Source organism: Bacillus sp. L381, from assembly GCF_030284525.1.
GTDB lineage: Bacteria > Bacillota > Bacilli > Bacillales > Bacillaceae > Bacillus > Bacillus amyloliquefaciens.
Window position 1 is genome coordinate 2,413,199 of the sequence record NZ_CP127224.1, and the last position, 18,438, is coordinate 2,431,636.

17 protein-coding genes and 1 pseudogene are annotated in these 18,438 nt (G+C 46.3%); 1 reads left to right on the forward strand and 17 read right to left on the reverse strand.

What is annotated here, in order from left to right:
- Positions 1 to 75: 75 nt before the first annotated feature.
- The 8 genes and pseudogenes from QRX25_RS12280 to rpsU form a co-directional block, all read right to left on the reverse strand.
- Entirely contained in the window at positions 76 to 1,035 is a 960-nt protein-coding gene (locus QRX25_RS12280; RefSeq protein ID WP_065981908.1) for a PhoH family protein, read from the reverse strand.
- Positions 999 to 2,229, reverse strand: a pseudogene (gene yqfD, locus QRX25_RS12285) (sporulation protein YqfD). Before yqfD ends, QRX25_RS12280 begins: the two are co-directional and overlap by 37 nt.
- 17 nt (positions 2,230 to 2,246) lie before the next feature.
- Positions 2,247 to 2,528, reverse strand: coding sequence for a sporulation protein YqfC (gene yqfC / locus QRX25_RS12290; RefSeq protein WP_003152966.1), 282 nt, complete (start codon positions 2,526 to 2,528; stop codon positions 2,247 to 2,249).
- Positions 2,529 to 2,584: 56 nt separating this feature from the next.
- The gene (locus QRX25_RS12295) at positions 2,585 to 3,019 is read right to left on the reverse strand and encodes a YqfB family membrane protein (RefSeq protein WP_212098496.1); all 435 of its coding nucleotides are present in this window, start codon (positions 3,017 to 3,019) and stop codon (positions 2,585 to 2,587) included.
- A 27-nt stretch (positions 3,020 to 3,046) separates the two neighbouring features.
- Positions 3,047 to 4,039 (reverse strand): flotillin-like protein FloA, encoded by a 993-nt coding sequence (gene floA, locus QRX25_RS12300; RefSeq protein WP_065981911.1) that lies wholly within the window; start codon positions 4,037 to 4,039, stop codon positions 3,047 to 3,049.
- A 24-nt stretch (positions 4,040 to 4,063) separates the two neighbouring features.
- A complete protein-coding gene (locus tag QRX25_RS12305; RefSeq protein WP_212098498.1) occupies positions 4,064 to 5,380 on the reverse strand; it encodes an NfeD family protein in 1,317 nt (438 codons plus the stop codon).
- Between the two features lie 121 nt (positions 5,381 to 5,501).
- Positions 5,502 to 5,948 carry a GatB/YqeY domain-containing protein gene (locus tag QRX25_RS12310; RefSeq protein ID WP_007408278.1) on the reverse strand — a complete coding sequence of 149 codons (447 nt, stop codon included), beginning with the start codon at positions 5,946 to 5,948 and terminating at the stop codon, positions 5,502 to 5,504.
- Between the two features lie 14 nt (positions 5,949 to 5,962).
- Positions 5,963 to 6,136, reverse strand: a complete 174-nt coding sequence (gene rpsU / locus QRX25_RS12315; RefSeq protein ID WP_003152957.1) for a 30S ribosomal protein S21 — start codon at positions 6,134 to 6,136, stop codon at positions 5,963 to 5,965.
- A 171-nt stretch (positions 6,137 to 6,307) separates the two neighbouring features.
- On the opposite strand from rpsU, the gene QRX25_RS12320 reads away from it, so the two are divergent.
- Positions 6,308 to 7,234 (forward strand): Na/Pi symporter, encoded by a 927-nt coding sequence (locus QRX25_RS12320; RefSeq protein ID WP_212098501.1) that lies wholly within the window; start codon positions 6,308 to 6,310, stop codon positions 7,232 to 7,234.
- A 37-nt stretch (positions 7,235 to 7,271) separates the two neighbouring features.
- Here the strand turns inward: QRX25_RS12320 and mtaB are convergent, their stop codons facing one another.
- The 9 genes from mtaB to lepA all read right to left on the reverse strand — a co-directional run bounded on the left by mtaB (position 7,272) and on the right by lepA (position 18,320).
- Positions 7,272 to 8,627, reverse strand: coding sequence for a tRNA (N(6)-L-threonylcarbamoyladenosine(37)-C(2))-methylthiotransferase MtaB (gene mtaB / locus QRX25_RS12325; protein WP_013352930.1), 1,356 nt, complete (start codon positions 8,625 to 8,627; stop codon positions 7,272 to 7,274).
- Positions 8,627 to 9,397: a 16S rRNA (uracil(1498)-N(3))-methyltransferase gene (locus QRX25_RS12330; RefSeq protein WP_212098504.1), complete on the reverse strand. Its 771-nt coding sequence runs from the start codon at positions 9,395 to 9,397 to the stop codon at positions 8,627 to 8,629. Before QRX25_RS12330 ends, mtaB begins: the two co-directional genes overlap by 1 nt.
- Positions 9,398 to 9,419: 22 nt before the next feature.
- Positions 9,420 to 10,355 (reverse strand): 50S ribosomal protein L11 methyltransferase, encoded by a 936-nt coding sequence (prmA, locus tag QRX25_RS12335; protein WP_065522739.1) that lies wholly within the window; start codon positions 10,353 to 10,355, stop codon positions 9,420 to 9,422.
- A gap of 23 nt (positions 10,356 to 10,378) precedes the next feature.
- A complete protein-coding gene (dnaJ, locus tag QRX25_RS12340) occupies positions 10,379 to 11,506 on the reverse strand; it encodes a molecular chaperone DnaJ (RefSeq protein WP_212098507.1) in 1,128 nt (375 codons plus the stop codon).
- A gap of 179 nt (positions 11,507 to 11,685) precedes the next feature.
- Complete coding sequence (dnaK, locus tag QRX25_RS12345; protein ID WP_065522738.1) at positions 11,686 to 13,524, reverse strand: molecular chaperone DnaK; 1,839 nt, start codon at positions 13,522 to 13,524, stop codon at positions 11,686 to 11,688.
- Between the two features lie 24 nt (positions 13,525 to 13,548).
- On the reverse strand, positions 13,549 to 14,115 hold the full coding sequence (grpE, locus tag QRX25_RS12350; RefSeq protein WP_065522737.1) for a nucleotide exchange factor GrpE: 567 nt from the start codon (positions 14,113 to 14,115) through the stop codon (positions 13,549 to 13,551).
- Positions 14,116 to 14,174: 59 nt separating this feature from the next.
- Complete coding sequence (gene hrcA, locus QRX25_RS12355) at positions 14,175 to 15,206, reverse strand: heat-inducible transcriptional repressor HrcA (protein ID WP_212098509.1); 1,032 nt, start codon at positions 15,204 to 15,206, stop codon at positions 14,175 to 14,177.
- A gap of 80 nt (positions 15,207 to 15,286) precedes the next feature.
- The gene (gene hemW, locus QRX25_RS12360) at positions 15,287 to 16,426 is read right to left on the reverse strand and encodes a radical SAM family heme chaperone HemW (RefSeq protein WP_065982897.1); all 1,140 of its coding nucleotides are present in this window, start codon (positions 16,424 to 16,426) and stop codon (positions 15,287 to 15,289) included.
- A gap of 58 nt (positions 16,427 to 16,484) precedes the next feature.
- A complete protein-coding gene (gene lepA / locus QRX25_RS12365; protein ID WP_014470694.1) occupies positions 16,485 to 18,320 on the reverse strand; it encodes a translation elongation factor 4 in 1,836 nt (611 codons plus the stop codon).
- Between the last annotated feature and the right edge of the window lie 118 nt (positions 18,321 to 18,438).

The window sequence follows — 18,438 nt, forward strand, 5'->3', positions numbered from 1 at the left end:
GAACCTCCTCCCTGAAACATCAGGAACACATCATATAAAAATGACCCGATAACGGGAGATCGGGTCATTTTTGCATTACTTTTGCTTATCATAAGCTTCAATAATTTTTGCAACAAGCGGATGTCTGACCACATCTGTCTGGTCAAGTTCAATCACGGAAATGCCGTTTATATCCTTCAGCATATCCCTCGCTACTGCAAGTCCCGATGTGACGCCTTTCGGCAGGTCAATTTGGCTTACGTCGCCCGTAATGATCATTTTAGAGCCAAAACCCAATCTCGTCAAAAACATTTTCATTTGAGCGGGAGTGGTATTCTGGGCCTCATCAAGAATCACATACGCGTCGTCAAGCGTCCGCCCTCTCATATAGGCGAGCGGGGCGATTTCGATAACCCCTCTTTCCATAAGACGTTCCGTATGGTCGCTTCCGAGCACATCATGGAGCGCGTCATACAGCGGGCGCAGGTAAGGATCTACTTTTTCCTTTAAATCTCCGGGCAGAAAACCGAGGCTCTCGCCGGCTTCCACAGCGGGTCTTGTTAAAATGATTTTTTTAATGTGGCCGTTTTTTAAAGCATGCACCGCTTTTACGACCGCCAAATATGTCTTGCCGGTTCCCGCCGGCCCGATGCCGAACACCATGTCGTTTTTCTTCATCGCCGCGACATATTCTCTCTGGCCGATGGTTTTGACACGGATCGGTTTGCCTTTTGCCGTTTTCGTTATTTCTTCTTCATACATGCTTTCAAAATAGTCCAGTTCATCTTTCTTTGCCATTTTCACGGCATACAGCACATCACGTTCCGAAATCTCGATCCCCTTGCGAATTAAAGTAAGGAGCGAGCCCAATAATCTGTCAGCAATCTCAAAAGACTCATCATTGCCGGAAACGTAAATGGTTTCACCGCGTGTGATGATACTTACGCCCAGATCCTTCTCCAGCAAATGTAAAAAGGCGTCTTGGCTGCCGAACAAAGAAAGTGCTTCGTCCGGGCTTTTCAGTTTGTGATTAATCGCAAGTAAATGTTCTGCCATTCTTTAGTCTCCCTGAACAATAGGTGTGGTTTGAACGATATCTTCTATAACTTGGTAGAGAATAATCAACTTTACTTTACCATTCTCAACGGATTGGTGCAAAACTTTTTCACTTTCCACCTCTCCGCTGCCGCTTAATCGCTTTTCTACGTCTTGTCTGCCCATTTTGATGCCGGCCTGAACCGCTTCGTCTTTTGTATAAGTCCGCACGGATGTTTCGCTTTCTCTTATATGTTCTTGAACGTAAGAAACAGGAAGCCTTAACCCCAGAAATTGAAACGGGTGCTTTTCTTCCTCGGTTTTCGGATGTTTCAGCGGCTCTTCATTAAACCCGAAGCCCCAAAAAGGCACGCCCCATGATCCGAAAGACAGCTTGTGCTTCGTCCTTACTTTACCCGTATATAGCGTAAATGATGTTTCAAGAGGCACGGTTACTTCAGACTTGTACCATGTTTCTCCGTAAATTTCCGCTTTGGAGGCGACTTTCTTCTGCTGCTCTTCATTACCGATCAGACCTGAGACAAGGAGCTGGCCTTTGTCAACATGATCGTTCACAAAAGCCATCGGCTGACCCTTTTGCACGAACATTCTTTTGATGACCGCTTTCTTTTTGGCAACGATATGGCGGGGGCTCAAGTATTTTTCTTTTGTCGGTTCATTTTTTTCGACCACTTTCATATGAAGGGCTGTCCCGTTCAATTCCACACCGACCCACGTAATATTATCGATACCGTTTGTTAATGATTTTTGAATTTTCTCCGGCGTCATCATTAAAAATTGCAAACGGCCTTTTTTCACACCGATTTCTTCAAGGTGTTTCACCATCTGATGCTCGGTTTCGGGCTTGGCCCCTTTAATATCAATTTCCCAAATCATGTTGGACAAAAGGAACAATATAATGAAAAAAATCACAAATCCCGCGGTAAAGCCTATGTTTAATTTAGATTTGAGAAGCAGAAAGGGCAGGCCCTTTCTTTTTGTAAAGCTTGCTTTGCATTCATGATTTCTGATGATTCTTCTGAAAGCATGTACATCCTGAAGCTGAATCATCAGCAGAACACAGTCTTGCTTTTTTTTCACCGCAAAGATGGCGATTCCGTTTCTGGTACATTCATTAAGCAGCCGTTCAATCCCTTTTCCTTTGACTTCCATTTGGACTTTACCCGAAAAAAATGACAGCCATTTGTTTTTCACATTATTTCCCCCCGGCTTTATGAATCGACATATCGTACGTGATCTATCGTGCCTTCCAAAAGAATTTCCTCAGGAAGGATTGCCTTAATGACCAAGTTTTTTCCTGATATGATACATTGCCCCTGCTTGAGCATCAGCCTGACTTCTTCTTCGCTGAACAGCAAGAGGCCTCTGTGATTCTCTATGTAGATATGAAGTCTGCCGACCATCGTAATACGAGGCAGATCCATCATAACGTCCGGGGGAATTTCCAATGCTCTTGTCAGCCACGCCTTTACACGATTCTTTCTTTGCCCCATAAAAAAAGAACCCCCTTTCATCTCATATGTATGATTAGAAAAGGGGTTCTAACACTTTATTTTTTACGGATGCTCTGCATGGTCCGGTGAGGTTTTTTCGCACGGGGCGAGCCTAAAATCTCACTGAATATGATGCCTTGCACCGCAGTTTCTTTCTTTATTTTGAGGGCTGGTTTCTTCAGAGTCGCATTTCGTGCGCGTGCAGATGTCAGCTGATGTTCAAGCCCATTGAACATCTGCTCTGTCTCCGCAAGACGCTTTTCAGCTTCCCTTCTTTTTTTCTCAAAAGGGTTCTCTTCTGAAACGGCAGGCATTTCTTCCGCTTCCGGCTTGTGCTCTTTATGCGGCTGTTTGTGCTCCTGCTTTTTTGCCCGATTCTCGGGACGTGTGCCCGGCGGACGTTTTTCATCTTTGTTTTTCTTGCCGAATATTGCCGATATAATGCCGATGACGGCGGCAATGACGAGCGGATTTGTCAGAATCTCGTGCATATAGCGGCTCCCTCCTTAATAGAGAGGTTATTGTTGGTCTTCATCTTGCTGGTCATTTGTCAGCTTGCCGATAGAATCCCTCATGTCCGTGTCAGCGTCGATATTTTTTATGTTCATATAATCCATGACACCGATGTTACCTTCACGCAATGCTTCAGCCATCGCAAGCGGAACTTCCGCTTCGGCTTCCACGACTTTCGCACGCATTTCTTCTACGCGTGCGCGCATTTCCTGCTCTTGGGCGACGGCCATGGCGCGGCGCTCTTCCGCTTTGGCCTGCGCAATGTTTTTGTCTGCTTCTGCCTGATCTGTCTGAAGAATCGCTCCGATGTTTTTGCCGATATCAACGTCGGCGATGTCAATCGAGAGAATTTCAAATGCGGTGCCTGAATCCAGCCCTTTGCCAAGGACGGTCTGTGAAATCATATCGGGGTTTTCAAGTACTTTTTTATGATTATTCGAGGAACCGATTGTCGAGACAATCCCTTCTCCGACACGGGCGACAATCGTCTCTTCTCCCGCTCCCCCGACAAGACGGTCGATATTGGCTCTTACCGTGATTCTGGCTTTTGCTTTTACTTCAATTCCGTCCATGGCGACACCCGCGATAAACGGTGTTTCAATAACCTTCGGATTTACGCTCATCTGTACGGCTTCCAATACGTCGCGCCCGGCCAGGTCAATGGCTGCGCATCGCTCGAATGACAGCTCAATATTGGCGCGCTGTGCCGCAATCAGGGCATTAACCACCCTGTCGACATTACCTCCGGCCAGATAGTGGCTTTCGAGCTGATTTGTTGTAGCGGCAAGGCCGGCTTTATGCGCTTTGATTAACGGATTGACAACGCGGCTTGGTATAACGCGGCGCAGCCTCATCCCGACCAAAGTGAAAATACTGATTCTGACTCCTGCTGCAAGCGCCGAAATCCACAGCATCACCGGTACAAAGGTGAAGAATATGGCTAACACAATAATGGCAGCTGCAACTAATGCTAAAATCGCCAAACTTGACAGTTCCATCTAATTCCTCCTCAAGGTTATCATCTATATTTCTCTCACGACAATGCGTGAGCCTTCCGCTTTTACTACTTTCACCTGTCTGTCTTTTTCAGTGAATGACCCTTCCGAAACAACATCCAGACGTTCATCATCAATAATCACGGTGCCTGACGGTCTGAGGGCTGTAGCGGTAACGCCGACTTTCCCCAATAGCTCCGTCCGGTTCTGATTTGAGACATAACCGCTCTCCGTGCTTGTTGAATCAGTTAATATCAATTTCTTAAAGAATTTCATTCGTTTCCCCAACACCCTTGTTAATATGATAAAGGCTGTAATAGACACAGCAAAGGCGATCAAGAGAGAAACCGCCATTACAGTAAAGCTGCCCGCAGCGAGAAAGAGGCTTGCGATGACGCCTGCAACACCGATAAGGCCGATTATACCCCCGGGCAGAAAAATCTCTAAAAGGATAAACACCAAGCCCGCGCAAAATAAGAATATACTGTCATAGCCGGCAAATCCGGCTGCGATATGGCCTGCGAAAAACAGCAGCAAGGCTGTCAGTCCGACGGCACCCGGTATTCCGAGGCCCGGCGAGAACAATTCAATGGTCAAACCAAGCAAAGCAAGCGTTAATAAGACGGGGACAATAAACGGATTTGTCAGCCATCTTCCCAATTTGCCGACAAAACCCTCTTTTGCATGATGAACATCCGATTTATCAAAACCGAGCTTTGTGTATAAAGCATCAAGGTTTGAAACCGTGCCCTCCGAATATCCGACTTCCTTGGCTTTTTCAGCTGTCAGTGTCAGCAGTTTTCCCTTTGGGGCGCCCGCTTCTTTTGCATTGATGGCGGGGTCTGCCATGGCCAGGGCGTATTTCGGGTTTCGGTTGTTTTTAGCCGCTGCGTCCTCCATTTCTGCATGCCACAGCGATTGGGCTTTTTGATCTGCCGCATTTCCTTTCCCGTCGATGATGGCTGCGGCACCCATTTTTCCGCCCGGCGCCATATAGATTTCATCTGCCTGAAGCGCTATATAAGCCCCGGCAGAAAGCGCCCGTTTATTCACGTAAGCGGTAACAGGCACATCCGAGCCGCCGATGATATCTGCAATATCCAAGGCTGATTGAACAGCGCCTCCCGGTGTATTGATGTCAAGAATAATGTGTGACGCACCGGATTCCTTCGCTTCTTTGAAAGAACGCGATAAAAACGAGGCGAGCCCCTGTTCGACATTTTTCTCAACCGGGATGACATAAACCGATGGATGATCAGCTTTTGCGTTCAACTGAACCCCTAATAAAGATAATACAAATAAGCCCAATAGAGCAACAGCAATTCCGGTTTTTTTTCGGAACAAGGCAAATATACCCTCCTTCCTGCTTCATTCTTCTTTATATACGTAACAAATGTACTTTAGTTTCATTTTTTTATGTATAAAAAAAGACATCTCTCCAGGAAAGATGTCTTTTTCTTGTCAATTAGGATAATTGACTGCTGACAAGTCTGTTAATCACACTGCCGTCAGCTTTACCTTTTACTTTAGGCATAATAGCACTCATCACTTTGCCCATGTCCGCTTTGGAGCTCGCACCGACTTCAGCGATGGTTTCATTTACGATTGTCTGCAGCTCTTCTTCAGAAAGCTGCTTCGGTAAATAAACTTCTAAAATGTCCAGCTCTTTTTGAACTTTATCTACTAAATCTAAACGATTAGCGTTTGAAAATTCATGGAGGGAGTCTTTACGTTGCTTAAGTTCACGAGATAGGACAGTAAGTTCCTCATCCTCGGTCAAACTGTCTTTCTTAAGCTTAATTGCTTCGTTTTGAAGTGAAGCTTTCACCATTCGAACGACAGTCAGTTTGTCTTTCTCACGGCTTTTCATATACAGCTTCATATCTTGGTTAAGTCGCTCAAGAAGACTCATAAATCCACCCTCTTTTAGAATTTGCGTTTTCTAGCAGCTTCTGACTTTTTCTTGCGCTTTACGCTAGGTTTTTCATAAAATTCGCGCTTTCTTGCTTCTTGCAAAGTACCTGTCTTTGATACACTGCGTTTGAAGCGACGAAGAGCATCTTCAAGCGATTCGTTTTTTCTAACGACCGTTTTTGACATTCTCTTTCCCTCCCTCCGAATACACCAATCGACTACCTTTAAAAAGATACACATATAAACATGTACTTTGACATTATAATATAAGCCATCAGTCAGGTCAACTAAGTGAATTCACTTTTCCGGCATGAAACAGGCGGCTTGTCTATATAATGACGGAAAGGGGTGTTTCGTTTGCTGATACTGATTCTTTTCACCGCACTTATCCTGTTTTTTTTACTCGGAATGAGCCTGCTCAGACAGGGACTGATCGCATTAACGTATTCAAAAATTGAGAAGAGCTTGCTCTTATTTACCGACCACCCGTTGAAAGCTTTTCTCATTAGCATCGTATTCACGGGTTTTCTTCAGAGCAGCTCAGCCTTTATGGTCATTGTTATCGGCTTTGTCAGTGCAGGCGCTTTGCCTTTTAAACGGACCATTCCGATGATTCTCGGCACGAATGTCGGCTCCACATTTACGACGGAATTTTTGGCCATAAAGATGGATGTGCTCATTTGGGTGCTTTTTATCGGCGGCCTTGTGTTGATTCTCATCCGTAAATATCCATTCAGGCAGATCGGCATAAGCTTCCTCGGTCTCGGCATCATCTTTTTTTGCATCACATGCTTCAGCCGTCTTGCCGTTCCGCTGACAGAAATGAAGGCGGGGGCGGAGGTGTTGCGCCATGTAAATGATTCAAGCTGGTCCGCTCTTTTTATCGGCATGATATTGACTGCAATCATTCATTCAAGCTCCGTCTGCATCGGCATTTTAATGAGCTTTATGAACGAAGGGATGATCGGCATTGATCAGGCGGTCAGCGTCGTTTTGGGGTCTAATATCGGGACATGCGTCACGGCCGTCATGGCTGCTGTTTCAGGCGGCTATGCCGCCAGACAGACCGCCGGCGCTCACGTTGTCTTTAATATTCTCGGCGTACTTCTCGTGTTTCCCTTCCTGTCCGCAACAGCGGATTTTACGGAGCGGCTGTCTGACGATCCCGCGCAAATGATCGCGCATTTCAGCCTTTTGTTTAATGTTGTCACCGCCTTATTGTTTCTGCCGTTCACTCATTTGTTTTACCGGCTGATTGACAGGCTGATCCCTGCGAAACCGTAAAAAAACCGATGCGCGAGAGCATCGGTTTTTTTATCTGTTATGAAGACATGCGCATATTCTGAGTCATTTCTTCCTCAACGACGCGGACGAATTGTCCTTCATTGTACGGATAGCCCGCTTTTTGAATTTTGACTTTGACAAGTTTGCCGATTAAATCTTCTGTGCCTTTGAAGACGACTTTCATGTAGTTGTCCGTATAGCCGACGAACATGCCGTCTTCATCAGACTCTTTAAACGTCTCCTCCGGAATAATTTCCAGAACCTCTCCTTCGTAATCAGAGGCATATTCTTTGGCAAGCTGGTCAGACAAGGCAATCAGCTTGTGCACCCGTTCATTTTTCACATTCTCGTCAACCTGGTCTTCCATTCTGGCCGCAGGTGTTCCGGTGCGTTTGCTGTAAGGGAATACATGAAGCTCAGAAAACTTATGTTCTTTAATGAACCGGTATGTTTCCATAAATTCTTCTTCTGTTTCACCCGGGAAACCGACGATAACATCAGATGTGACGGCAAGACCCGGCAGCGCTTCTTTCAGCTTATTTAAACGGTCAGCGAAAAATTCCATCGTATATTTTCGTCTCATCCGTTTCAGCACGGTGTTTGATCCTGATTGAATCGGGATGTGAAGGTGGCGGACGATTTTATCAGACGCATCCAGCACTTCAATCACTTCATCAGTGATTTGGCTTGCTTCAATAGATGAAATTCTGATCCGTTTCAGTCCCTCTACACGTGTATCCAACTCACGAAGAAGCTTGGCGAAATTATAATCTTTCATATCTTCGCCGTAGCCGCCCGTATGAATCCCCGTCAGAACGATTTCTTTATAACCGGCATCCACCAGCTGCTGCGCCTGTTTAATGACTTCTTCAGGATCCCGTGAACGAAGCAGGCCGCGCGCCCAAGGGATAATGCAGAACGTACAGAAGTTGTTGCAGCCCTCTTGGATTTTCAATGACGCTCTTGTCCGGTCAGTAAAAGCGGGAACATCCAGCTCTTCAAACACGCGTGCTTTCATAATGTTGCCGACACCGTTGATCGGCTGGCGCTCTTCCCTGTACTGCTCAATATAGCCGAGCATTTTTTCACGATCCTGCGTGCCGACGACAATGTCAACACCCGGGATGGCCATAATTTCTGCCGGAGATGTTTGCGCATAGCACCCTGTTACGCAGATTACGCCGTCAGGATTTTGGCGGATCGCCCGTCTGATGACTTGACGGCTTTTTTTATCTCCCGTGTTTGTTACCGTACATGTATTAATGACATATACATCTGCTGTCTGTTCGAATTCTTTTCGTTCATAACCCGCATCTTTAAACAGCTGCCAGATTGCTTCTGTTTCATAATGATTGACCTTGCAGCCAAGGGTATGAAAAGCAACAGTTGCCATTACTGATCACCTCTTAATAACTCTGTATGATAGGAAACTGCGCTTAACGCGTAAAGCGGCGCAGTTTCAGTCCGTAAAATTCTCGGTCCGAGGCCGCATAAGACGGCGCCTTTTTCTGAAAGCTGCTGAACTTCAGACTCAGTCAGACCGCCTTCAGGGCCGAATACGATTAAAAGAGACGAACCTTGCGGAAGGCTTTTGAGTTCCGCGGCGAAAGCGCCCGTTTCTCCCTGCTTTGATGACTCCTCGTATGCAACGACACATTTATCGACATTCTCCGCCATCTCAAGCAGCTGCCGGAATGTATGAACGGTTTTCACTTCGGGAATTTCATTGCGGTACGATTGCTCCGCCGCTTCCTTCGCGATTTTCGCCCATCTCTCCCGCTTTTTCTTTGCCTTTTTGTCGTCAAGCTTAACGACGGATCGGGCGCCTTGAAAAGGGATGAACATACTTGCCCCGAGCTCGGTCCCTTTTTGGATAATCCACTCAAGCTTATCGCCTTTCGGAAGGCCGCTGGCGATCCTGATCTTTAAAGGCAGTTCACGGTTTTCCCCCGTCCATTCAGCGACGCTGCATGATATATGATCTTTAGAAACCTCTTTGAGCAGGCATAACGCTTCATGGCCGTCTTTCGAACAGCAGATAACCCGGCCTCCTGCACTCATTCTCATGACGTTGGCAATATGGTGGACGTCTTCCCCCGTGATGTGAAAATCGGGGGTTTCATCCATCTCCTGCTTCGTGAGCTCGATAAAATATCGTTGCATACGCTGTGACACCTACTAACTGTTATTTTTTCGCGATGATGCTGACCCAATCTTCCATAGACAGAATTTCTATGATGGTAAAGCCGGCTTTTTCCAACGCTTCTTTTACTTCCTGTTTTTTCTGGCCGATAATGCCTGAAGTAATAAAATGGCCTCCGTCTTTGAGCAGGTCGTACGCCTGCGATGTAAAGCGGAGAATCACTTCAGCCAAAATATTTGCGACAATGACATCATGTTCGCCAGTGATGCCGTCTAACAGATTATTCTGCTTCACTTCGGCCGTATCGCTCACTTTGTTCAATTTCACATTCAGACGCGCGCTTTCAACAGCGACCGGGTCAAGATCATACGCATGAACCGATTCAGCCTTAAGCATGGCGGCTGCGATGCTCAAAATTCCAGAACCCGTGCCGACATCAATGACACGGTCTCCTTTTTGAACGATACGCTCAAGCGCCTGAATGCACAGAACGGTTGTTGGATGCGTTCCCGTACCGAATGCCATCCCCGGGTCCATTTCGATAATCAGTTCATCCGTATGCACCGGGGTATATGTTTCCCATGTGGGAACGATCGTGAACTTTTCAGAAATTTTCACAGGATGGTAATACTTTTTCCAAGCTGTCGCCCATTCTTCTTCATTAACCTCAGAAATGGTGATTTTGTTTCTGCCCAAATCAATATCGTACAGCAGCAGATTATTAATTGTCTCTTTAATGCCGTCGACCGTTTCGCCTAGGAAACTGTTGATCGGCAGATATGCTTTGACAATGACACCCTCATCGGGGTAATCATTGGGGTCGAGCTGGTAGATTTCCCCGTAAACATTCTCACGCTCTTTCATTAAATCAAGCGGATCTTCGATGACAACCCCGCTCGCACCAGCTTCATGCAAAATATTTGAGATGGGTTCGACCGCTTCATGTGTTGTGTGAATGCTGATTTCGGACCATTTCAAAACTACCAACTCCTATCCAATCATTACTCGCCTTTAAATGCGCGTTTTACTTTGTCAAAGAAACTCATTTCTTGTTCATCCGGCAGGTTACCGCTGACTTCAGCAAATTCGCGGATAATGTCTTTTTGTTTATCTGTCAGATTTGTCGGTGTGACGACGCGGACGACAATGTGCTGGTCGCCTTGTCCGTAGCCTCGGACATTCTGCACGCCTTTGCCTCTTAATCTGAATTTTGTGCCGGTTTGTGTGCCGGCAGGAATTTTCAATTTCACTTTTCCGTGAAGCGTCGGCACTTCCACTTCGTCTCCGAGTGCCGCTTGGGCAAACGTTAACGGCATTTCACAGTAAATATCATCTCCGTCACGCTCAAAGAACTCGTGGGCGCGCACATGGAATACGACAAACAGATCTCCCGGAGGACCTCCGTTTACACCCGGTTCACCTTGACCCGGAACGCGCAGCTGCTGTCCGTCATCCACACCGGCAGGGATCGTAACGTTGATTTTTTTCCGTTTTTTCACTTTGCCCGTGCCGCCGCAGTCCGCACACTTGTTTTTGATGATTTTTCCTGTTCCTTCACAGTGGTGGCAGACTCTTCGGTTAACCACTTTGCCAAACGGCGTGTTCTGTTCGACATTCAGCTGGCCTGAACCTCCGCAGTGCGAGCACGTTTCCGGCTTTGTTCCCGGCTTTGCGCCAGAGCCTTTACATGTTTCGCAATTCTCTTCGCGCGGAATTTCAATGATCGTCTCTTTTCCGAAAGCCGCATCTTCAAATGACAGTGTCATTGTATACTGCAGATCAGCGCCTTGCCGAGGTGCATTCGGATCACGGCGTCTCGTGCCGCCGCCGAAAATGCTTGAGAAGATGTCATCGAAACCGAAACCGCCGAAGTCTCCCCCGCCGCCGAAGCCGCCGCCGAAGCCCTGATTAGGGTCAGTATGGCCGAATTGATCATATTGAGCGCGTTTTTGGTCATCTGAGAGCGCTTCGTATGCTTCTTTTACCTCTTTGAATTTTGCATCTGCTCCGGATTCTTTATTGATATCAGGATGATATTTTTTTGAAAGCTTCCGATAGGCTTTTTTGATTTCATCCTTTGAAGCGCTCTTACTTACTCCAAGCACTTCATAGTAATCACGCTTACTCATCTCGCTTCACTCTCCCGAATTTCTCACATAAATTAGATTGTATCATTTTGAATTATGTTTTTTCAATTCCTTTTATCCCGGGCAAGAAAAAAAGTCAAAGCCAAGAGATGCCTGACTTTGACTTTCTGTCTGTTGAATCAGAATATGCTGTGTGTTCTTCCGCTTTCTGCGGAAAGAACTTATTTTTTCGCTTCGTCGTCTTTTACTTCTTCGTATTCCGCATCGACAACGTTATCGTCCGCTTTTTTGCCTTCAGCGTTTGCGCCGCCTTCAGCCTGCTGCGCTTTTGCTGCTTCTTCATAAAGCTTCATGGAAAGCTCTTGAACGATTGTTTGAAGCTCATCTTTTTTCGCTTTGATGTCCTCAATTTCGTTTTTCTCGATAGCTGCTTTCAGCGCGTCTTTCGCGTCGTTTGCTTTTTTCACTTGCTCTTCGTCCACTTTGCCTTCCAGGTCTTTTAGTGTTTTTTCCGTTTGGAACACAAGCTGGTCAGCTTCGTTGCGGACTTCGATTTCTTCTTTTCTCTTCGCATCAGCGTCAGCGTTTTCTTCCGCTTCTTTTACCATGCGTTCGATCTCGTCATCTGAAAGACCTGAAGAAGATTTGATTGTAATGTTTTGTTCTTTTCCTGTGCCTAAGTCTTTCGCTCTTACGTTTACGATACCGTTTTTGTCAATATCGAAAGAAACTTCGATTTGCGGTACGCCGCGCGGTGCAGGCGGGATATCAGTAAGCTGGAAGCGGCCGAGCGTTTTGTTGTCGGCAGACATCGGGCGCTCACCTTGAAGCACGTGAATGTCAACAGCCGTTTGATTGTCAGCTGCAGTTGAGAATACTTGAGACTTGCTCGTCGGAATTGTCGTATTGCGGTCGATCAGTTTCGTGAACACGCCGCCCATTGTTTCAATACCGAGAGAAAGCGGTGTAACGTCAAGAAGTACAACGTCTTTTACGTCTCCGGTGATGACGCCGCCTTGGATCGCAGCACCAAGCGCTACAACTTCATCAGGGTTTACGCCTTTATGCGCTTCTTTACCTGTTTCTTTTTTGATTGCTTCCTGTACAGCAGGAATACGTGTAGATCCGCCGACAAGGATAACTTTGTCGATTTCGCTTGCAGAAAGATCCGCATCTTGAAGAGCCTGACGGACAGGAGCCATTGTGCGTTCAACAAGATGAGCGGAAAGCTCTTCAAATTTAGCGCGGGTCAATGTCAGCTCAAGGTGTAGGGGACCTGCTTCTCCCGCTGTGATAAATGGTAAAGAAATTTGCGTAGATGATACGCCGGAAAGGTCTTTTTTCGCTTTCTCAGCTGCATCTTTCAAACGCTGAAGCGCCATTTTGTCTTTTGAAAGATCAATGCCGTTTTCTTTTTTGAATTCTGCTACGAGATGATCGATGATGACTTGGTCAAAGTCGTCCCCGCCAAGACGGTTGTCACCGGCAGTTGAACGGACTTCAAACACGCCGTCGCCAAGTTCAAGAACAGATACGTCAAACGTACCGCCGCCAAGGTCGTATACAAGAATGGTTTGGTCTTCGTCCGTTTTATCAAGTCCGTATGCAAGCGCTGCTGCAGTCGGCTCGTTGATAATACGCTCTACTTCAAGACCGGCAATTTTACCGGCATCTTTTGTCGCTTGGCGCTCTGCATCGTTGAAGTATGCCGGAACCGTGATAACGGCTTTTGAAACTGTTTCGCCCAGGTAGCTTTCAGCGTATGCTTTCAGATGCTGAAGGATAATAGCTGACACTTCTTGAGGCGTGTAGTCTTTTCCTTCGATTTCTACTTTATAGTCAGTACCCATATGGCGTTTGACAGACATAATTGTGTTAGGGTTTGTGATGGATTGGCGTTTTGCCACTTCCCCTACTTGGCGCTCGCCGTTTTTAAATGCAACGACTGACGGAGTAGTACGGTTTCCTTCAGCGTTGGCGATAACTGTAGGCTCGCCGCCTTCAAGCACTGCCACACATGAGTTTGTCGTACCCAAGTCAATTCCGATTACTTTACTCACTTTGAATTACCTCCTGCTATGTAGTTATTGATTCACTTTTACCATTGAAGGACGGATAACGCGATCCTTCAGTTTGTAGCCTTTTTGCAGTTCTTCGATAACAATATTGCTGCCGAAGTTTTCATCTTCGACCTGCATTACGGCTTGGTGAAGGTTCGGATCGAATTCCTGACCGACAGCTTCGATGGCTTCAACGCCTTCTTTTTCAAGAGCGTCCATCAGCTGGCGGCGGACCATTTCCATACCTTGCAGCAAGCTTTTTGTCTGCTCGCTTTCAGCTTCTACCTGTAAAGCCCGTTCAAAGTTGTCGAGAGCCGGAAGGATTTCCGTTACGACGTTTTGAGAACGGTATTTCTGAGCAGCTTCCATTTCAAGACGGCTGCGTCGTTTATAGTTTTCAAAGTCTGCTTGAACACGCAAAAGCTTGTTTTCTTTTTCATCAAGCAAACCCTGCAATTCATCAATTTGGTGCTGAAGGTCTTCTTCCTGACCAGCGGTTTCTTCATGCTGTTCTTCTGAAGCGGCTTGTTCTGTCATTTCTTCTTGTTCTGCTGCTTCAACCTGTTCTGCGGTTTGTTTTTCTTCTGACATTGTGTTCACCTCCCTCAAATGCTGTAAAAAGATGACTGAAAATGATTGCCAAAATTCCCTTATTCATCATACAAACTTGTGAATGCTTTTGACAAGTCCGAAGTCACGTGCTGCAGCAGGCTGACGACTCTTGAATAATTCATGCGCGTCGGCCCGATGATGGCGATTGATCCGATCTGCTTCTTATCAACAGTATAGGTGGCCGTGATTAAGCTGCAGTTTTCCATTTCTTCGTAGTCATTTTCTTTCCCGATTTTGATTGAAATTCCGGCTTTTGATGACTGAAACAGCTTCAGAACATCCTGCTCTTTTTCAATTAAGGATAAGAGCGAGCGGACCCGTTCAATATCGTGGAACTCCGGCTGATTCAGCATATTGATTTTTCCGCCGAAAAACAATTTCTCAACATGGGTCGCCGGATGGAATGTGGATCGAAGCGATTCGAGAATGCTGTCATAGTTGGCAATATGCTGCCTTAAATATGTGACAACCTCTTTAAAAATACGCTCATTCAGTTCGTCCATCGGCACGCCCGCTAATCGATCGTTCAATATATTGACCAGTTTTTCAATATCGGACAAATCCACTTTAGCCGGGAAACTGATGGTGCGGTTCTCGACATGCCCCGTATTCGTGACGAGGATGGCGACCGCCTTATCCGGCTGGATCGGAACGATTTGAATCTGTTTAAGATAATTCTCGCTCAGCGTCGGCCCGAGGACAATCGATGTGTAGTTTGTCAGCTCAGACAGTATCTGCGCTGATTTTTGGACTGTTTTTTCAAGCTCGAAGATTTTTTCTTTAAATATCGAGTGAATTAAATCCAGATCGGTTTTTGTCAGCTTGACGGGTGACAGCAAATGGTCGACATAATACCTGTACCCTTTTTCCGACGGAATCCGTCCTGAGGATGAATGGGTTTTTTCAATAAAGCCCAAATCCTCCAAGTCAGCCATCTCGTTTCTGATCGTTGCAGAGCTGAATGTAATCTCGTCTTTTTTTGAAAGAGTTCTTGATCCTACAGGCTGCGCTGATTGTATAAAATCATTAATAATCACTTGCAGGATCAGCAGCTGACGATTTGTTAACATCATCATCACCCCTGTTAGCACTCTAGGTCAGCGAGTGCTAATTCTATATCAAAAGTAACAAACCAAAAGAAAAATGTCAATTATAACTCACCCAAAAAAGCGCCAAAAACTTCATTTCCTAATAATTTGCCCTCATGCGTCAGCGCAACCGATTTTTCCGTGTCACAAATCAAGCCTTTTTCAGCTAAATTTTTAAGAACATCCGGAAACAGTTCATCGACTGAGCGTCCGAATTTTTCGAGAAAAGCTTTCTTTTGCACGCCTGACATTTTTCTGAGGCCGAGGAACATTTCTTCCTCAATCTGTTCCTCCCGTGTCACCTCGTGCGTGTCCCGGTAAGGCAGCCCTTTTTCTTCGATGAGCTGAATGTAATGTTTCACAGGACCGGCGTTGACGGTGCGGGTGCCGCTGATATATCCGTGAGCCCCTGCGCCGAAACCGAAATACTCTTCATTGCTCCAATACGTCAGATTATGCTGCGACTCGTATCCGGGCTTTGCAAAGTTGCTGATTTCATATTGGCAGATGCCTGCTTCACTCATCTGTCCCATGACCGTTTCATACATCTCAGCTTCTTTTTCTTGCGCCGGAAGATGCAGTCGGCCTTTTTGCATTAAATTATAAAATACCGTTTTCGGCTCTACGATCAGCGAGTAAACAGAATAGTGCTCCGCATCAAGCGACAAAGCCGTTTTGACGGAATTGTCAAGGTCATCAAGCGTCTGATTCGGCAGGCCGAACATTAAATCGAGACTGATGTTGTCGAAGCCGAGGGCCCTCGCCCGTTCAAAGGAAGTAAAGACGTCCTTTTGTTTATGCACCCTGCCGATTTTTTGCAAAAGCGCATCTTCAAAGGTTTGAACACCGAAGCTCAGCCGATTGACACCGGCATTTTTCAAGATTCTTAATTTTTCCGAGGATAAATCATCCGGATTTGCTTCCACAGCAAATTCTATGAGTCCGTCTGAGGGCTTCAGCACGCGGTGAATGGAATCCATAAGTTGATCCAGCTGGACGGGTGAGAGCGATGTCGGCGTGCCTCCCCCGATAAAAATCGTACGGAGATCAGGTCGTCCCGTCCGTTCTATAGTATTTATCATTTCCTTTTCGAGTGAGTTTAAGTACTCGTCGACAGGCTGGCTCTGAATAAAATATTTATTGAAATCGCAATAGTGGCAGATGTGCTCACAAAACGGAATATGAATATAAGCTGATTTCATTTGAAACACCTTCTTCTTTACAGAAAGAAGCCGCAGTGCGGGACTGCGGCGGCTTCCGTTATTTTTTTGGGCTGTCATCCATTTTAAGGACGGCCATAAACGCTTCCTGCGGCACTTCGACTGAGCCGACCTGCTTCATCCGGCGTTTTCCTTCTTTTTGTTTTTCAAGAAGCTTCCGTTTCCGCGAGATGTCTCCTCCGTAACATTTTGCAAGAACGTTTTTCCGCATGGCCTTAATGGTTGAACGCGCCACGATTTTCTGTCCGATCGCTGCCTGCACCGGCACTTCGAATTGCTGGCGTGGGATCAGTTCTTTTAATTTTTCGACGATGACTTTCCCGCGCTCGTATGCGTAATCACGGTGCACGATAAATGACAGCGCATCTATTTTTTCTGCATTCAGCATAATGTCCATCTTGACAAGTTTGGACGGCTTGTAGCCGATCAGCTCGTAATCGAAAGAAGCGTACCCTTTCGTGCTGGATTTCAGCTGATCAAAGAATTCATAAACAATTTCCGCAAGAGGCATCTCATATACAATGCTGACCCGGTTGGCGTCTAAGTACTGCATGTCGATAAAGTTGCCCCGTTTTCCCTGACAAAGCTCCATAACAGCTCCGACATAATCGTTCGGCACCATCATAGTCGCTTTGACATAAGGTTCTTCCACCCGCTCTATTTTTTGCGGGTCAGGCATGTTTGACGGGTTATCGACGATGATCTTTTCGCCGTCCGTCATATAAACATCATAAATAACGCTCGGCGCGGTCGTGATAAGATCAATTTTAAATTCCCGTTCAATCCGCTCTTGAATGATTTCCATGTGAAGCATTCCTAAAAAGCCGCAGCGGAAGCCGAAGCCGAGTGCTTGGGACGTCTCCGCCTCGTATTGAAGGGATGAGTCGTTCAATTCGAGTTTTTCCAGAGCTTCGCGCAAATCATTATATTTGGCTGTGTCAATCGGATAAAGTCCGCAGTACACCATCGGATTGAGTTTGCGATAGCCCGGAAGCGCTTCAGCCGCAGGCTTAACCGCGCTTGTGATCGTATCACCGACACGGGTGTCGCCGACGTTTTTAATGGCGGCTGTCAAATAGCCTACATCACCGACTGTCAATTCGTCAGCCGGCTGCGCTTTCGGCGTGAAGACGCCTACTTCGATGACTTCAAACTCTTTTCCGGTCGCCATCATTTTAATTTTCTGGCCCGGTTTTACCGTTCCTTCCACGACTCTGATATACGCGACGACTCCGCGGTACGCGTCATAAAGCGAGTCAAAGATGAGCGCTTTCAGCGGAGCTTCCGGATCTCCCGCGGGAGCCGGCACTTTTTCTACTATCTGCTCTAAAATGTCTTCGATGCCGATGCCCGCTTTCGCTGAAGCGAGGACGGCCTCTGAAGCGTCAAGGCCGATAACGTCCTCAACCTCTTGACGCACACGTTCTGGCTCTGCGCTCGGAAGATCGATTTTATTAATGACAGGAAGAATCTCAAGGTCATTATCAAGCGCCAGATAGACGTTCGCCAATGTCTGCGCTTCAATTCCCTGAGCCGCATCAACAACGAGAATCGCGCCTTCACAGGCAGCCAGGCTTCGCGATACTTCATATGTAAAGTCGACGTGTCCGGGCGTGTCGATGAGATGGAATATATATTCTTCTCCGTCTTTTGCTTTGTATTTCAGCTGAACGGAATTTAATTTGATGGTAATTCCCCGTTCGCGTTCAAGGTCCATTGAATCAAGCAATTGTTCTTTCATTTCCCGCTGGGTGATCGCCGATGTTTTTTCTAAAATCCGATCCGCCAAGGTCGATTTGCCGTGGTCTATATGGGCGATGATGGAGAAATTCCGGATTCTTGACTGCCTCTCTAAACGCTTTTCTTTATCTGTCACAATCTATCACTCCTACTATTAAACGCAAAATACACTAGCTTAGATTATATCAATAGGATTGTAAACATTCAATTAAAACAAGAAAGAGAAAAGCTTCCTTTAAGGAATCATCCGCTTT

What these genes read in the sequence shown, in the direction of transcription:
- QRX25_RS12280 (WP_065981908.1), bottom strand. Translation starts at nt 1,035, where the DNA reads ATGGCAGAACATTTACTTGCGATTAATCACAAACTGAAAAGCCCGGAC.
- yqfC (WP_003152966.1), bottom strand. Translation starts at nt 2,528, where the DNA reads ATGGGGCAAAGAAAGAATCGTGTAAAGGCGTGGCTGACAAGAGCATTG.
- QRX25_RS12295 (WP_212098496.1), bottom strand. Translation starts at nt 3,019, where the DNA reads ATGCACGAGATTCTGACAAATCCGCTCGTCATTGCCGCCGTCATCGGC.
- floA (WP_065981911.1), bottom strand. Translation starts at nt 4,039, where the DNA reads ATGGAACTGTCAAGTTTGGCGATTTTAGCATTAGTTGCAGCTGCCATT.
- QRX25_RS12310 (WP_007408278.1), bottom strand. Translation starts at nt 5,948, where the DNA reads ATGAGTCTTCTTGAGCGACTTAACCAAGATATGAAGCTGTATATGAAA.
- rpsU (WP_003152957.1), bottom strand. Translation starts at nt 6,136, where the DNA reads ATGTCAAAAACGGTCGTTAGAAAAAACGAATCGCTTGAAGATGCTCTT.
- mtaB (WP_013352930.1), bottom strand. Translation starts at nt 8,627, where the DNA reads ATGGCAACTGTTGCTTTTCATACCCTTGGCTGCAAGGTCAATCATTAT.
- QRX25_RS12330 (WP_212098504.1), bottom strand. Translation starts at nt 9,397, where the DNA reads ATGCAACGATATTTTATCGAGCTCACGAAGCAGGAGATGGATGAAACC.
- dnaJ (WP_212098507.1), bottom strand. Translation starts at nt 11,506, where the DNA reads ATGAGTAAGCGTGATTACTATGAAGTGCTTGGAGTAAGTAAGAGCGCT.
- grpE (WP_065522737.1), bottom strand. Translation starts at nt 14,115, where the DNA reads ATGTCAGAAGAAAAACAAACCGCAGAACAGGTTGAAGCAGCAGAACAA.
- hrcA (WP_212098509.1), bottom strand. Translation starts at nt 15,206, where the DNA reads ATGTTAACAAATCGTCAGCTGCTGATCCTGCAAGTGATTATTAATGAT.
- hemW (WP_065982897.1), bottom strand. Translation starts at nt 16,426, where the DNA reads ATGAAATCAGCTTATATTCATATTCCGTTTTGTGAGCACATCTGCCAC.